Raw genomic sequence first — 15,635 nt, 5'->3', positions numbered from 1 at the left:
AACGCCACCTTATCTTGTCATTTTGGATGTGTAAACATCTGGATGGCCAAATCATCCAGTTTCCCATCAGATGAACGAGCATAAGGAATTGGAACTATGACCCGAGCACATACCCTGGGTTTCCCCCGCATCGGCGCCAAGCGCGAGCTGAAATTTGCCCTCGAATCCTACTGGCGTGGCGAAACCAGCCAGGCCGAGCTTATCGCCGTGGGCAAGAGCCTGCGTGAGCGTCACTGGCAGGCCCAGCGCAGCGCCGGGGTCAACCTGCTGCCGGTCGGGGATTTTGCTTGGTACGACCAGGTGCTCGGCACCAGCCTGCTGGTGGATGCGGTACCGGCCCGTCACCGTCACGGCGACACCGATCTCGATACCCTGTTCCGGGTCGCCCGTGGCCGTGCGCCGACCGGCCCTGCCGCCGCTGCCGCCGAGATGACCAAGTGGTTCAACACCAACTACCACTATTTGGTGCCCGAGTTCAGCCGCGACCAGCGCTTCAAGCTGGGCTGGAGTCAGCTGTTTGACGAGGTTGAGGAGGCCAAGGCCCTGGGGTTGCCGGTCAAGGCGGTGCTGCTGGGCCCCGTCTCCTACCTGTGGCTTGGCAAGGAGAAGGAGAGCGGTTTCTCCCGCCTCGAGTTGCTGGATCGCTTGCTCATCGTCTACCAGGAAATTCTGGCGAAGCTGGCGTCCCAGGGCGTGGAGTGGGTACAGATCGACGAGCCGGCGCTGGCGCTGGATCTGCCGGATGAGTGGCGACTGGCCTATCTCAAGGCGTATGAGCGCCTCGCCGGCCCCTGCAAGCTATTGCTCACTACCTACTTCGGTTCTGTGGCCCATCAGCGCGACATCATCACCAGCCTCAAGGTCGACGGCCTGCACCTGGATCTGGTGGCCGCCCCCGAGCAACTGCAGACTCTGCTGCCCTATCTGCCGGCCCAGTGGGTCATTTCGGCTGGCGTCATCAATGGCCGCAACGTCTGGCGCGCCAACCTGCTCAAGCTGGCCCCGACCCTCAAGGCCCTCAAGGAGAAATATGGCGAGCAGCTCTGGGTGGCATCATCCTGCTCCCTCTTGCACAGCCCGGTGGATCTCACCTCGGAGCAGGAGCTGGATCCCCAGACCCGCAGCTGGTTCGCCTTCGCCCTGCAAAAGTGCTACGAGCTGGGCCTGCTGGCTGCTTATTTAGATAACAAAGAGCCGGATGGCGGGGATCTGGACAAGATCACGGCCTACAGCCAGCCCATCATCGCTCGGGAGTCCGACAGCCGGGTGCACAAGAAGGCGGTGCAGTCGCGCCTGGCCAGCCTCACCAACAGCGATTTTGATCGCCACAACCCCTATCCGGTACGGGCAGAGGTTCAGCGCGCCGAGCTCAAGCTGCCGCTGTTGCCCACCACCACCATCGGCTCCTTCCCGCAGACCCCGGAGATCCGCGTGCTGCGTCAGGATTGGCGGGCCGGTCGCATCGACGATGGCGCCTACGAGGCGGGCATTCAGGCCCAGATCAAGGATGCCATCCTGCGCCAGGAGGCCATCGGGCTGGACGTGCTGGTGCACGGTGAGGCCGAGCGCAACGACATGGTGGAGTATTTCGGGGAGCTGCTGGACGGCTTTGCCATCACCCGCTTCGGCTGGGTGCAGAGCTATGGCTCCCGCTGCGTCAAGCCGCCGGTGATCACCCGTGACATCGATCGGCCGACCCCCATGACCCTGGCGTGGACCAAGTTTGCCCAGAGCCTGACCGACAAGCCGGTGAAGGGGATGCTGACCGGTCCCGTGACCATCCTCTGCTGGTCCTTCCCGCGGGAAGACGTGAGCCGCGAGCAGTCCGCCCTGCAGATCGGTCTGGCCATTCGCGACGAGGTGGCGGATCTGGAGGCCGCCGGCATCAAGATCATCCAGATCGACGAGCCGGCCATCCGCGAGGGTCTGCCCCTGCGCAAGCAGGATCACCAGGCCTACCTCGACTGGGCGGTGCGTGCCTTCCGCCTGAGCGCGAGCCCGGTGGTGGACAGCACCCAGATCCATACCCACATGTGTTACAGCGACTTCAACCTCATCATAGAGGCGGTGGCGGCGCTGGACGCAGACGTCATCACCATCGAGACCAGCCGCAGCCAGATGCAGCTGTTGGGGGCGTTCGAGCGCTTCAACTACCCCAACGAAATTGGCCCGGGGGTCTATGACATCCACTCGCCCAACGTGCCGAGCCAGGGCTGGATTGAGGATCTGATCCGCAAGGCCGCCAAGCAGATCCCGGCCGAGCGGCTCTGGGTCAACCCGGACTGCGGCCTCAAGACCCGCGGTTGGGAAGAGACCACCGCCGCCCTCAGCGTGATGGTGGAGGCGACCCGGGCGCTGCGGGCCGAGCTGGCCTGAGCTACAGGACTTTTCCGGCCAAACAACACACGCAGGCCATCGGTCTGAATCGACAGCACTGATAGCGACGCAAGAGAGAGGGAAGGCCACGGCCTTCCCTCTATTTTGGTTGTTGTGGGCAGTCAGGATTCTGACAAGCCCTGATCTGACCCCGGCAACGCTGACTGTGCGGCGCCGATTCCTGTGGTGAGGGTGCTGACCGTCTGCCAGAAGGCCTCTATGAGGGGCCCCTTGCTGTGGGGTGGGCGAATAAGGCCTATGGTCCAGCAGGCTTCCCCCTCGGTCAGCGGCAGGGTCAGCACGTCCGGGTGCTCTATGGTGGTGGAGGAGGGCACCAGGGTCCAGGCGATGTCGGCGGCGGCGGTGGCGACCCCGGCGGCGAAGTCGTTGACGTACTGGATATCGCGAAAACGCAGCCCGCTCTGGGCCAGGTAGTGCATCAGGTGATCGTAAAACGAGGGGGCCTTGTCCCGGCGCAGGATGGCCAACGGCTTGTCCACCAGATCAGCCAACTTGCTCACGCCGGCGTAGCTGGCCGGCAGCACGGCGACAAAATGGGCCCGCACTACCGGCAGGCACGGCCACCCCTTGGGGGCGGGCAGGCGGCAGAAGCCGAGATCCAGCTTGCCTTCGCTCAGGGCCAGCAACTGATGGTGGGTGGAGAGATCGTTGAGCTCTATGGTCACCTGGGGGCGTTCGGCCCGAAATTGCGCGATGGCGGCGGGCACCAGCAGCTTGGTGGCAACGCCGAAGCCGATGCGCAGGGTGCCGCTGTTGCCGGCCAGCACGTCGCGGGCGCTGCGTGCTAGCTGCTCGCTGGCGGCCACCAGGGCGCGGGCATCCTCATAAAGGGCGCGCCCCAGCACGGTGAGACGGGTGCTGCTTGCATTGCGCTCGAACAGCTCGCCGCCCAGCTCCTCTTCCAGCCGGCGGATCTGCTTGCTCAGCGCCGACTGGGTGACGTGCTGGCGCACCGCCGCCTGACCGAAGTGCAATACCTCCCCCAGGGTGACGAAGGCCTTCAGATCCCGCAACTCCATGTCGGCTCCTGTGATTCCTGTTTGGAATGTTGAATGGTTAAATTTGTCATTGGACGGAATTTTAGAACTGTTCGATGCTAATGCCAATTCCATTGGGCACCGCCAGTCGGTGCGATCAAGGTGGCCAGCGCCACCGCCGCAGAAGGAGCAACCCCAGATGCATCACCACAAGTTCAACGACTTCCCCACCGATTTTCTGTGGGGCGCCGCCTCCGCCGCCTACCAGGTGGAAGGGGGCTGGGACGCCGATGGCAAGGGGCCCTCGGTGTGGGATCTGTTCACCAAGCTGCCGGGCAAGACCTTTGAGGGGAGCAACGGCGACGTGGCGGTGGATCACTATCACCGCATGGAGGAGGACGTGGCGCTGATGGCCGAGATGGGGCTCAAGGCCTATCGCTTCTCGGTGAGCTGGCCGCGCATCTACCTGACCGGCCGTGGCGAGGTGAACGAGGCGGGGCTCGCCTTCTATGAAAAACTCATCGATACCCTGTTGGCCCACCAAATTGAGCCAGTGCTCACCCTCTATCACTGGGACCTGCCCCAGGCGCTGCAGGACGAATACGGCGGCTGGGAAGACAGACGGATCATCGCCGATTTCGAGCGCTACTGCGTGACCCTCTATCAGCGCTTTGCCGGCAAGGTGAAGTACTGGGTGTCGCTCAACGAACAGAACTACAACCTGACCAACGCCTATCAGCTCGGCACCCATCCGCCCGCAGTGCAGGACCGCAAGCGCTTCTTTGCCGCCAACCACATCGCGTTTCTGGCCAACGCCAGGGTCATCAAGGCGTTTCGCCAGCACGTGCCGGGGGGGCTGATCGGCCCAAGCTTTGCCTATTCTCCCGCCTATCCGGCCTCGTGCGATCCCAAAGACATGCTGGCTTACGAGAATGCCGAGGAGTTCACCAACCTCTGGTGGCTGGATGCCTACTGCTTCGGCCGCTACCCCCAGGCGGCGCTCGCCTACCTGCGGGAGACCGGCGAGGCGCCCCAGATCCTGCCGGGCGATCTCGAGCTGCTGCGTGAAGGGACCCCCGACTACATCGGCGTCAACTACTACTACACCCTGACCTATACCGACAACCCCCTCGGCGGCCAGACGATGCAGCGCATCAACACCACGGGCAAGAAGGGCACTACGCCGCCGAGCGGCATTCCCGGCCTCTACAAGACGGCCCCCAACCCGCACCTGGAGACCAGCAACTGGGACTGGGCCATCGATCCGACCGGGATGCGCATCGCCCTGCGCCGGCTCTCCTCCCGCTATGGTCTGCCGCTGATGATCACCGAGAACGGCCTCGGCGAGTTCGACAAGCTGGCGGCAGGAGACAAGGTGCACGACGACTACCGCATCGACTATCTGCGCAGCCACGTCAAGGCGTGCCAGGAGGCGCTGCAGGACGGGGTGGAGCTCTTGGGTTACTGCGCCTGGTCGTTCACCGACATCCTGAGCTGGCTCAACGGTTACCAGAAGCGCTACGGCTTCGTTTATGTGGAGCGGGACGAGCAGGGGGGCTCCCTGCGCCGCCTCAAGAAGGACAGCTTCTTCTGGTATCAGTCGGTCATCGCGAGCCAGGGCAAGCAGCTCTAACCCACCATCGCGGTGATCCTGTTTGCGCGGGATCGGGCGGCAGCCCGGTCCCGTTTACTGATCAATGTGGCGCCCTCATCGCCTCTCTCCTCTTTCTCCCTTCTGTTTGCGTCCGGCGCTGATTTTTGTCCTGCCAAAGCCGTTGACCCCTGCTATTATCTGCGGCCAAACATGAGCCAATAAAATCAGGACATTGTGATGACCGACCACACTTTTATTCCCGGCAAGGACGCGGCGCTGGAAGACTCCATCGAACGCTTCCAGACCAAGCTGCAAGCCCTGGGGTTTGATATCGAAGAGGCCTCCTGGCTCAACCCCGTGCCCAATGTCTGGTCCGTGCACATCCGTGACAAGGAGTGCTCCCTCTGCTTTACCAACGGCAAGGGCGCCAGCAAGAAGGCCGCACTGGCCTCGGCCCTCGGCGAGTACTTCGAGCGTCTCTCCACCAACTACTTCTTCGCCGACTTTTATCTGGGCGAGCAGGTAGCGAACGGTGATTTCGTCCACTACCCGAACGAGAAGTGGTTCCCCATCGAGGGGGATCAGCTGCCTGCCGGTCTGCTCGACTCTTTCACCCGCAAGTTCTACAACCCGGATGGGGAAGTGACCGCCGACATGCTGGTGGATCTGCAGTCTGGCAACGAGGAGCGCGGTATCGTCGCCCTGCCGTTCGAGCGCCAGTCCGACCATCAGACCGTCTACATCCCGATGAACATCATCGGCAACCTCTATGTCTCCAACGGCATGAGTGCCGGCAACACCAAGACCGAGGCCCGCACCCAGGCGCTCTCCGAGGTGTTCGAGCGTCACGTGAAGAACAAGATCATCGCCGAGGCCATCAGCCTGCCGGAGATCCCGGCTGAGGTGATAGCCCGTTACCCAGGGATCCAGGCCTCCATCGCCGCCCTTGAGGCCGAAGGTTTCCCCATCTACAGCTTCGATGCCTCCCTGGGTGGCCGTTATCCGGTCATCTGCGTGGTGCTGCTCAACCCCAACAACGGTACCTGCTTTGCCTCCTTCGGTGCCCACCCGCGCTTCGAAGTGGCCTTCGAGCGTACCGTCACCGAGCTGCTGCAGGGGCGTGGCCTCAAGGATCTGGATGTGTTCGTTCCGCCCTCGTTCGACAACGAGCAGGTAGCGGATCACCACAACCTGGAGACCCACTTCATCGACTCCTCCGGTCTCATCAGCTGGGATCTGTTCAAGCAGGATGCGGACTTCGAGTTTGCCGACTGGGATTTTCGCGGCACGTCGCAGGAGGAGTTCGATCACCTGATCGGCATCTTCCACGAGCTGGAGCAGCCGGTCTATATCGCCGACTACGAGCACCTGGGCGTCTATGCCTGCCGCATCCTGGTGCCCGGCATGTCCGACATCTATCCGGCCGAGGATCTGTTGCTGGCCAACAACACCATGGGGGCTCACCTGCGGGAAACTATTCTGGCGCTGCCGGCGCTGGAGTGGGATGCAGAGCAATACATGGCGCTGTTTGACCAGCTGGATGAAGAGGGGCACGACGAACGCACCCGGGTGCGAGAGCTGCTCGGCATCGCCGCCGCCAAGGGCACCGCTCTGCATACCCTGAGGGTTGGTGAGCTCAAGGCCATGCTGGCGCTGGCCGCAGGCGAGCTGGAAACGGCGCTCGATCTCATCGACTGGACCATGGAATTCAACCAATCGGTGTTCCCGGCCGAGCGGGCCAACTACTACCGCGCCCTGCGCGCCTGTGTCGAGCTCTTCCTCGACGAGGAGCGAGACCCCGAGCAGTACCGCGCCGTGTTCGCCCGCATGTTCGGCGAAGATACCCTGGCCGAGGCTTGGGCCCACGCCAGCGGCGAGGCGCGCTTCCACGGTCTGGAGGCGGCCGATCTGTCGCTTGAGCAGTTCCCGTTGCACCAGAAACTGCTGGCGGCTTACGAAAAGTTGCAGAAAGCCAAACGCACCCACCAGTGGGCGTAAGGCCATAACGTGTTATAAAGGGGCCGTTTGGCCCCTTTTTTATGCAAAAGACAGAGTGTGATGCGTTATTCAAAGATGAAATAAAAAACAAAAAATACCCCTAAGGGGGTTGACGAAGAGGAGGGGGGTACAGGGTCGTCCCGCAAAGATATCTTGCCGATAATACTTTGAGGTGGATATAAATAAATTCTTTTAAATCATTGCATTAAAAAAAATGCGCTTCTGTTTCAGCTGAAACCTGGTGTAAACTTATGGCTCCGCAGCCTTAAAATCTTTGTAGTAAAATTACATTCGCACACTGATAAATTTGATCAATGTCAATTTTGGCCATTTGCCCCTTTGTTATGATTTCGGCAGGCAAAACGTTCAGGTACAAAATAATTGAAAACTGAATCTCCATTCGATTGTCTCAAACCCGAAGCCATCGCAGCACTGGCTGAAGACATCACTTATGCCAAGGCCACCAAGCCGGCATACAAGGTCATTCCACTGGCCATTACCGCAGGCGCTTTCATCGCCATCGCGTTTATCTTCTACATTACGGTGACTACAGGCTCCTCTTCCATGTCATGGGGCATGGCGAAGTTGGTCGGCGGTCTCTGCTTCTCCCTTGGTCTTATTCTTTGTGTGCTGCTCGGTGCCGAGCTGTTCACTTCCACCACCCTGACCCTGGTGGCCAAGGCAGCCAACCGCATCAGCTGGGCACAGCTGTTCAAAAACTGGGGCCTGGTCTACTTTGGCAACCTGATTGGTGGCCTGCTCATGGTGGGGCTTATCATCATGTCGGCGGAATACACTGCGGCAGATGGCCAGTGGGGCCTCAACGCCCTGAAAGTGGCCCAGCACAAGATCCACCATACTTTCTTTGAAGCGGTTGCCCTTGGCATCCTGTGCAACCTGATGGTCTGCCTTGCCGCCTGGATGGCATTTGGTGCCCGCAGTGCCACTGACAAGGTCGTGGTGATGTTGCTGCCGGTTGCCATGTTCGTTGCCTCCGGCTTCGAGCACAGCATCGCAAACATGTTTATGATTCCGGTTGGTATCGCGATTCACAGCGTGGCCAGCCCGGAATTCTGGCAGGCTATCGGACAGGATCCGGCAAGCTTCGCCGATCTGACCGTATCCAACTTTGTCCTACACAACCTCATCCCTGTCACCATTGGCAATATCATCGGTGGTGGCGTCATGGTTGGTTTGACTTACTGGTTTATCTTCCGTCGTCATCATTAAGGATGATTGCGGGATACTACATCAATACCGTGTGAGGTAATGAAAAATGGCAGAACTTAACGAACAGTTCCAAAAAGCATGGGAAGGCTTCGCGGCCGGTGAATGGCAGACTTCTGTCAACACCCGTGACTTCATCCAGAAGAACTACACCCCGTATGAAGGTGACGAGTCCTTCCTGGCTGGCGCGACCGAAGCGACCACCAAGCTGTGGGACAAGGTCATGGAAGGCATCAAGATCGAGAACCGCACTCACGCGCCGGTTGATTTTGATACCGACCTGCCCTCCACCATTACCGCACACGATGCCGGTTACATCGATCAGAGCCTGGAGCAGATCGTTGGCCTGCAGACTGACAAGCCGCTGAAGCGCGCCATCATCGCCAACGGCGGTATCAAGATGGTCAAGACTTCTTGCGAAGTGTACGGTCGTCAGCTGGACCCCATGGTCGAGAAGATCTTCACCGAGTACCGCAAGACTCACAACCAGGGCGTGTTTGACGTTTACACCAAAGACATCCTGAACTGCCGCAAGTCCGGCGTTATCACCGGTCTGCCGGATGCCTACGGCCGTGGCCGTATCATCGGTGACTACCGTCGTGTTGCCCTGTACGGTATCGACTTCCTGATGGCCGACAAACTGGCCCAGTTCAAGTCCCTGCAGGAAGATCTGGAAAACGGCGTCAACCTGGAAGCCACCATCCGTCTGCGCGAAGAGATCTCCGAGCAGCACCGTGCTCTGGCCCAGATGAAAGTCATGGCTGCCAAGTATGGTTGCGACATCTCCGTACCGGCCAAGAACGCCAAAGAAGCCGTACAGTGGACCTACTTCGCCTACCTGGCGGCAGTCAAGTCCCAGAACGGTGCAGCCATGTCCTTCGGTCGTACCTCCAGCTTCCTGGACATCTATATCGAACGTGACCTGCAGAAGGGTCTGATCACCGAACAGGAAGCCCAGGAGCTGATGGACCACATGGTCATGAAGCTGCGTATGGTTCGCTTCCTGCGTACTCCGGAATACGACTCACTGTTCTCCGGCGACCCGATGTGGGCCACCGAGACTCTGGCCGGTATGGGCGTTGATGGCCGTACCCTGGTCACCAAGAACAGCTTCCGTATGCTGAACACCCTGTACACCATGGGCCCGTCCCCTGAGCCGAACCTGACCATCCTGTGGTCCGAGAAGCTGCCGGTCGGTTTCAAGAAGTACTGTGCCAAGGTATCCATCGAGACCTCTTCCGTTCAGTACGAGAACGACGATCTGATGCGTCCGGACTTCAACAACGATGACTACGCCATCGCTTGCTGTGTGTCCCCGATGATCGTGGGCAAGCAAATGCAGTTCTTCGGTGCTCGTGCCAACCTGGCCAAGACTATGCTGTACGCCATCAATGGCGGTATGGACGAGAAGATGAAGCTGCAGGTCGGTCCGAAGACCGAGATGATCACCTCCGAGTACCTGAACTACGACGAAGTGATGGATCGTCTGGATCACTTCATGGACTGGCTGGCCAAGCAGTACGTAGCGGCCCTGAACATCATCCACTACATGCACGACAAGTACAGCTACGAAGCCTCTCTGATGGCGCTGCACGATCGTGACGTGTATCGCACCATGGCTTGCGGTATCGCCGGTCTGTCCGTTGCTGCCGACTCCCTGTCTGCCATCAAGTACGCCAAGGTCAAGCCGGTGCGTGATGAAGACGGCGTGGCCATCGACTTCGAAATCGAAGGCGAGTACCCGCAGTTCGGTAACAACGACGCTCGCGTCGATGACATCGCCTGCGACCTGGTTGAGCGCTTCATGAAGAAGATTCAGAAGCTGAACACCTACCGTGGCGCCGTGGCTACCCAGTCCGTGCTGACCATCACCTCTAACGTGGTGTACGGCAAGAAGACCGGTAACACCCCGGATGGTCGTCGCGCCGGTGCGCCGTTCGGCCCGGGTGCCAACCCGATGCACGGTCGTGACCAGAAGGGTGCGGTTGCCTCTCTGACTTCCGTTGCCAAGCTGCCGTTCGCTTACGCCAAAGATGGTATCTCCTATACCTTCTCCATCGTGCCGAACGCACTGGGTAAAGACATGGAAGCCCAGAAGGCCAACCTGGCTGGTCTGATGGACGGTTACTTCCACCACGAAGCCAACGTAGAAGGTGGTCAGCACCTGAACGTGAACGTGATGAACCGTGAAATGCTGCTGGACGCCATGGAAAACCCGGAGAAATATCCGCAGTTGACCATCCGTGTTTCCGGTTATGCCGTTCGCTTCAACTCTTTGACTAAAGAGCAACAGCAAGACGTCATCACCCGTACCTTCACCGCTTCTCTGTAATCGAGAACTCGTGATTAAAAACCGGCGCCAAGGCGCCGGTTTTTTTATGCTTGTCATTCAGAGGACGGGGTGATTTTCTGCCTCTGCCTCTGCCTCTGCCTCTGCCTCTGCCTCTGCCTCTGCCTCTGCCTCTGCCTCTGCCTCTGCCTCTGCCTCTGCCTCTGCCTCTGCCTCTGCCTCTGCCTCTGCCTCTGCCTCTGCCTCTGCCTCTGCCTCTGCCTCTGCCTCTGCCTCTGCCTCTGCCTCTGCCTCTGCCTCTGCCTCTGCCTCTGCCTCTGCCTCTGCCTCTGCCTCTGCCTCTGTCTCTGCCTCTTACCGCTATCTCAAGCGCTGATAAAGGGATGGGTGAGAGTGGCAGGAAAGAAGGGGCGATTCAGAGGGGATGGTTGACGAAAAGCGGGAGAGATCAAAAAGGGCTGCGTGGGCAGCCCTTGGTCTAGCTTGATGTATGGCGCTATGGCTTGGGCTCAGCTTGCCCAGGTGATGATATGGTCGGCCCACTCACCGGCATCGACCTCATGGATGACTTTGCCCCGTACCGATTGTCCGGCCTGGTGCATGGCAGAGCGGCTGCCGGTAATAAGGGGATGCCAGGCCGGCAGGGGATTGCCTTCTGCCAGCAGACGATAGGCGCAGGTCGAAGGCAGCCAGTCATACTCGGCGATTTTGTCGTGCGTGATCTGCAGGCAGTCAGGCTCTTTTTTGAATCGATTCAGGTAGTCAGAGCACTGGCAGGTCTTGGTGTTCAGTAGGTTGCAAGCGACATTGGTGAATACCAGCTCTTCGGTGTCTTCATCGATAAGCTTGTTGAGGCAGCACTTGCCACAGCCGTCACAGAGGGATTCCCATTCAGACTCGGTCATCTGTTGCAGACTCTTGGTCTGCCAAAAAGGGGCTTGCATCATACTGCTCACTTAATACACCTGATAAAATGCGTGGTTATACCCCTTGTTACCTCATATTTCAAGGATGACGGCCCATTGCCAGTGGCATGTGCTTTCCAAGGGCAATGGCTTGGCTCAAAAGAGCCTTGCTCTGATCCGCAAGTTGTTATCGCCAGGCTCCATCTCCATCTTTACCGCTTCCATCATTTATGGCGATGACCTATCTCTTGGCGAGAAGCCAGCAGCGTTGATTCACTGCATTTTGTCCCGGATTACAGCAATATGCCGCTGGCTCACTGCCTAGTGCTCTTTGGCCGAGTCTCGCCATAGCCGGTTTTTGTCAGTGATTGAGGTAGATATCCTGTTCTGCATAGGCGACCTGTGGCTTGGCTGCTCTTGGCGTCACGTCGCCCAAATAACGGATGAATACGCCAGATTGCTGTTCCAGCCGTTGCAATTTGGCGTGATCAAGTTCGATCGTTTCGGGTAACCAGGTGAACACGGCAGCACAATGGCCCAGGCCGAGGCTGCGCTCCAGTGTCTGCTGCCAGTTCTTGATCTTGGTGCTGTGCACAATCAAGACCCTGGCTGGATCAAGTCCCTGTTCCTGCAGATGGAGAGCAGCAGGGCGGCCTGGGGGGGCGATCAGCAGGATCCATCCCTTGGTAGGAATTGACTGCGTACCCAGTTCTTTGTGCAGCGGTTCATCAGACAAGAAAGACGCGCGAGCGTGAGTCGGTCCCGCTTTGCAAGCCGTTCTGGTTGGCCAGGGATTGCTCATGGTACGGGTTATTCCATAGAGAGGTGAGTGCTGGGGCTGGTTCATCTACGTATCCTGTATAAAAACTCAAGCTGTATGCCTATACAGTAGTTCTGTCCTGTGACGCTGACAAGGCATTTTTGCCAAAAAATGTGATGCCCTTGGCAGGAGGGGAGAAAAAGATACTGATTTATCAGGAAAATATTTTTTAAAAACAGTGGTCGTTTTTTATTCGATGGACAAATGGAATGGAACCGCCCATGGTTATACAAGGTTAATGCAGGGGAGGTGACGTCATGGATATCAGTACTTTGCAGCGTCTGGATGCCAACATCTTGTTGGGCATCATCAATGAAAAGCTGAGACTGGAGTGTGACGGGCTGGAAGAGCTGCTGGCTTATTACGACATGAGTGAGGAGCAGCTGGCGAACAGGCTGGGCCAGATTGGGTATCACTATGATCCCTTGACCAACCAGTTCAAGGCTCATCCCTGAACAACGGGGGATATCGTGTTGGCTTCATATTACATTTTGGCGCATTGAAATCGCTTTCAATGCGCCATTTCATGGCTTATTTTCAAGGATTTTCAAGACTTGGCAACCTCTGAAAACCTATTCATATTTCATTATTTTTACGATTGCATTAACTTATTGATTTTTATGGTTTTGATTGGTTTTTAAAAGAATTTTAAGGAAAGGGTTTTCATACTTTTCTTGCGTTTCCCGTGGGGTAAAGTGTGACTTGCGTTAACTTTTAATTCAGCTGCTTTCGTTAGTATTCTCACGCCGGTAAATATTTGAGATAACAACAGCGCCGGACCCGTTAACCGGGATAACAATTTTATTTGTAACGAAGGAATATGGTTTATGGCTACCAAGAAGAAGACAGACCAGGATCTCCAACTGGATAAAGATCAGCTCAAGGCGAGTATCGTGCGTCACCTGCGTTCTACCTTGGGTACAGGCGAACAGAAAGCCTCTCCCGAAGCGTGGTGGAAAGCCACCGCTGCGGCCGTCAACGAACAGGTGTACGAGCGCCTGACCCGCACTCAGCAGACTCACTTCAAGAAAGACACTCGTGCGATTCACTATCTCTCTGCTGAATTCCTGATGGGGCGTTTGACCTCCAACAACCTGCATAACCTCTCCCTGTACAAGATCTGCGAAGAAGCGCTTGGCGAGCTGGGTCTTGAACTGACCGATCTCTGCGAGCAAGAGCCGGATATGGCCCTTGGCAACGGCGGCCTGGGTCGACTGGCGGCCTGCTTCATCGATTCGCTGGCGACCCTCAACTATCCGGCCGTTGGCTACGGCATTCACTACGAGCACGGCCTGTTCCGTCAGGAAATTCAGGATGGTCGCCAGATTGAGCGTCCGGACTCCTGGCGTGAATATGGCAACCCCTGGGAGATCTGCCGCCCGGAATCGGTGCAGGAGATCCCGCTCTACGGCTACGTGGAAACCGTGTTTGGTGACAAGGGCGGCCTGAAGAAGGTGTGGCACGCCGGTCGCAAGATCAAAGGGGTGCCCTGGGATATCCCGGTGGTTGGCTTCGGCGGCCACACCGTCAACATCCTGCGTTTGTGGGAGTCCCGTGCTTCCGAGTTCTTCGATTGGGACGTGTTCAACGCCGGTGGTTACATCGACTCTCAGGCCGAGAAAGCCCAGGCCGAGACCATCTCCAAGGTGCTCTATCCAAACGATGATACGGATGCAGGCAAGGAGCTGCGTCTGATCCAGCAGTACTTCTTCTGCGCCTGTTCCATCAAGGACATCATGCGCCGCTACAAGCGGGTACACGGTGCCGATTTCAGCAACTTTGCGGCACAGATCGCCATCCAGCTCAACGATACCCACCCGACCGTGGCCATCCCCGAGCTGATGCGGGTGCTGGTGGATGAAGAGGGGCTGACCTGGGAAGCGGCCTGGGCCATCAGCTACCAGGTGTTCTCCTACACCAACCACACTTTGCTGCCGGAGGCGCTGGAGAAGTGGTCTGTCAGCCTGTTTGAGAAGGTGCTGCCGCGCCATCTGGAGATCATCTATGAAATCAACGCCCGCTTCCTGAATGATCTGGTTGAGCCAAAGTGGCCGGGCAACGATGCCATCAAAGCCAAGCTTTCCATCATTGAAGAGGGGGCTGTGCGCAAGGTGCGCATGGGCAACCTGTGTGTCATCGGCTCCTCCAAGGTGAACGGCGTGGCCGAGATCCACTCCAAGCTGGTGAAGGAAGATCTCTTCCCCGAGTATGCCGAGCTGTGGCCAGAGAAAATGTGCAACGTCACCAACGGCGTGACTCCGCGTCGCTGGCTGCTGGCCTGCAACCCGGAACTGGCCGAGCTCTACAACGAAGTGGTGGGCAAGGAGTGGCCGCTGCAACTGGACAAGCTGCGCAGCGTCACCAAGTTTGCCGACGACAAGGCCTTCCAGAAGCAGTTCATGACCATCAAGCGCCACAACAAGGAGAAGCTTGTCAAGGTCATCAAGGCGGAAACCGGTATCGAGGTCAGTGCCGAGGCGATCTTCGACGTCCAGATAAAGCGTCTGCACGAGTACAAGCGCCAGCAACTGAACCTCATCCACATCATGGCGCTCTATCGTCGTCTGCTGGCCAACCCCGACTATGACATGCATCCGCGGGTGTTCATCTTTGGCTCCAAGGCGGCGCCCGGTTACAAGCTGGCCAAGGACATCATCTACGCCATCAACAAGCTGGCGGAGCGGGTCAACAATGACACCCGCATTCAGGGCAAGCTGAAAGTGGTGTTCATGCCGAACTACCGGGTGAGCCTGGCCGAGAAGCTGATCCCGGCGGCCGACGTCTCCGAGCAGATCTCCACTGCCGGTTATGAAGCCTCCGGTACCGGCAACATGAAGATGGCCCTGAACGGTGCCATCACCATAGGTACCCTGGACGGCGCCAACATCGAGATCGCCGAAGAGGCGGGGGCCGAGAACTGCGCCATCTTCGGTCTGAACGTGGACGAGGTGAAGGCACTGAAGGGGCGTGGTTACAACCCTTATGACTTCTACTACGCCAACTCCGAGCTCAAAGCCGTACTGGACTGGTTTGATACCGACTACTTCACGCCGGGTCGTCCGGGTGAGCTCTCCTCCATCAAGCGCTCCTTGCTAGAAGGGGGTGATCCCTACCTGACGCTGGCCGATTTTGCCTCCTACTCGGAAGCGCACAAGCTGATCGATACCTGGTATCGGGATCCGGCACTGTGGGCGAAGAAGGCCATCATCAACTCGGCCACCATGGGCAAGTTCAACTCCGATCGCTCCATCCAGGACTACGTGGACCGGATCTGGAAGCTGACAAGCTGCAGCATCGGCTGACAAGAAAGCAAACCCAAACCCCCGCCATGCGGGGGTTTTTTATTGGGCGTGGGTGACTTTGGTTGGTGCGAATGCGGGAGAAAGGCCAACTGCCCAACTGTCACCTCCAGCGTGCGGTTCTGGTA

General features: G+C 58.3%; 10 protein-coding genes. 7 read left to right on the top strand and 3 right to left on the bottom strand.

All coding sequences use genetic code 11. The annotated features are described in order from the left end of the window. The first annotated feature begins 96 nt into the window (after nucleotides 1-96). Complete coding sequence (gene metE / locus MRK42_RS11935; protein ID WP_338610103.1) at nucleotides 97-2,376, top strand: 5-methyltetrahydropteroyltriglutamate--homocysteine S-methyltransferase; 2,280 nt, start codon at nucleotides 97-99, stop codon at nucleotides 2,374-2,376. Nucleotides 2,377-2,498: 122 nt separating this feature from the next. On the opposite strand, the gene MRK42_RS11930 is transcribed toward metE, so the two are convergent. Next, nucleotides 2,499-3,416 carry a LysR substrate-binding domain-containing protein gene (locus tag MRK42_RS11930; RefSeq protein WP_338610101.1) on the bottom strand — a complete coding sequence of 306 codons (918 nt, stop codon included), beginning with the start codon at nucleotides 3,414-3,416 and terminating at the stop codon, nucleotides 2,499-2,501. 157 nt (nucleotides 3,417-3,573) lie between these two features. Between MRK42_RS11930 and MRK42_RS11925 the strand changes: the two genes are divergently transcribed. From MRK42_RS11925 to pflB, 4 genes are all read left to right on the top strand, one after another. Continuing rightward, nucleotides 3,574-5,007, top strand: coding sequence for a glycoside hydrolase family 1 protein (locus tag MRK42_RS11925; RefSeq protein WP_338610099.1), 1,434 nt, complete (start codon nucleotides 3,574-3,576; stop codon nucleotides 5,005-5,007). 198 nt (nucleotides 5,008-5,205) lie between these two features. Continuing rightward, nucleotides 5,206-6,966, top strand: a complete 1,761-nt coding sequence (gene ycaO, locus MRK42_RS11920; protein WP_338610096.1) for a 30S ribosomal protein S12 methylthiotransferase accessory factor YcaO — start codon at nucleotides 5,206-5,208, stop codon at nucleotides 6,964-6,966. Nucleotides 6,967-7,347: 381 nt separating this feature from the next. Then, nucleotides 7,348-8,196: a formate transporter FocA gene (gene focA, locus MRK42_RS11915; RefSeq protein ID WP_042028928.1), complete on the top strand. Its 849-nt coding sequence runs from the start codon at nucleotides 7,348-7,350 to the stop codon at nucleotides 8,194-8,196. Nucleotides 8,197-8,242: 46 nt separating this feature from the next. Continuing rightward, nucleotides 8,243-10,525, top strand: a complete 2,283-nt coding sequence (gene pflB / locus MRK42_RS11910) for a formate C-acetyltransferase (RefSeq protein ID WP_042028926.1) — start codon at nucleotides 8,243-8,245, stop codon at nucleotides 10,523-10,525. 467 nt (nucleotides 10,526-10,992) lie between these two features. Here the strand turns inward: pflB and MRK42_RS11905 are convergent, their stop codons facing one another. Both MRK42_RS11905 and MRK42_RS11900 read right to left on the bottom strand, forming a co-directional pair. Then, nucleotides 10,993-11,427, bottom strand: a complete 435-nt coding sequence (locus tag MRK42_RS11905) for a YcgN family cysteine cluster protein (protein ID WP_042028924.1) — start codon at nucleotides 11,425-11,427, stop codon at nucleotides 10,993-10,995. 322 nt (nucleotides 11,428-11,749) lie between these two features. Next, on the bottom strand, nucleotides 11,750-12,235 hold the full coding sequence (locus tag MRK42_RS11900) for a cell division inhibitor (RefSeq protein ID WP_338610093.1): 486 nt from the start codon (nucleotides 12,233-12,235) through the stop codon (nucleotides 11,750-11,752). Between the two features lie 230 nt (nucleotides 12,236-12,465). Here MRK42_RS11900 and MRK42_RS11895 point away from each other — a divergent pair, with 230 nt between their 5' ends. After that, complete coding sequence (locus tag MRK42_RS11895; RefSeq protein WP_026456128.1) at nucleotides 12,466-12,663, top strand: DUF4250 domain-containing protein; 198 nt, start codon at nucleotides 12,466-12,468, stop codon at nucleotides 12,661-12,663. A 372-nt stretch (nucleotides 12,664-13,035) separates the two neighbouring features. Further along, nucleotides 13,036-15,510 (top strand): glycogen/starch/alpha-glucan phosphorylase, encoded by a 2,475-nt coding sequence (locus MRK42_RS11890; RefSeq protein WP_338610090.1) that lies wholly within the window; start codon nucleotides 13,036-13,038, stop codon nucleotides 15,508-15,510. The last annotated feature ends 125 nt before the right edge of the window (nucleotides 15,511-15,635 follow it).

The organism is Aeromonas sp. 19NY04SH05-1 (genome assembly GCF_040581895.1).
Lineage (GTDB): Bacteria > Pseudomonadota > Gammaproteobacteria > Enterobacterales > Aeromonadaceae > Aeromonas > Aeromonas enteropelogenes.
The sequence above is the reverse complement of the archived record's forward strand: the minus strand, read 5'-3'. Positions and strand labels throughout refer to the sequence as shown.

Excerpts from the sequence above, each read along its gene's own strand:
- MRK42_RS11905 (WP_042028924.1), bottom strand. The coding sequence starts at position 11,427 with ATGCAAGCCCCTTTTTGGCAGACCAAGAGTCTGCAACAGATGACCGAG.
- metE (WP_338610103.1), top strand. The coding sequence starts at position 97 with ATGACCCGAGCACATACCCTGGGTTTCCCCCGCATCGGCGCCAAGCGC.
- MRK42_RS11895 (WP_026456128.1), top strand. The coding sequence starts at position 12,466 with ATGGATATCAGTACTTTGCAGCGTCTGGATGCCAACATCTTGTTGGGC.
- pflB (WP_042028926.1), top strand. The coding sequence starts at position 8,243 with ATGGCAGAACTTAACGAACAGTTCCAAAAAGCATGGGAAGGCTTCGCG.
- MRK42_RS11900 (WP_338610093.1), bottom strand. The coding sequence starts at position 12,235 with ATGAACCAGCCCCAGCACTCACCTCTCTATGGAATAACCCGTACCATG.
- MRK42_RS11930 (WP_338610101.1), bottom strand. The coding sequence starts at position 3,416 with ATGGAGTTGCGGGATCTGAAGGCCTTCGTCACCCTGGGGGAGGTATTG.
- ycaO (WP_338610096.1), top strand. The coding sequence starts at position 5,206 with ATGACCGACCACACTTTTATTCCCGGCAAGGACGCGGCGCTGGAAGAC.
- MRK42_RS11925 (WP_338610099.1), top strand. The coding sequence starts at position 3,574 with ATGCATCACCACAAGTTCAACGACTTCCCCACCGATTTTCTGTGGGGC.
- MRK42_RS11890 (WP_338610090.1), top strand. The coding sequence starts at position 13,036 with ATGGCTACCAAGAAGAAGACAGACCAGGATCTCCAACTGGATAAAGAT.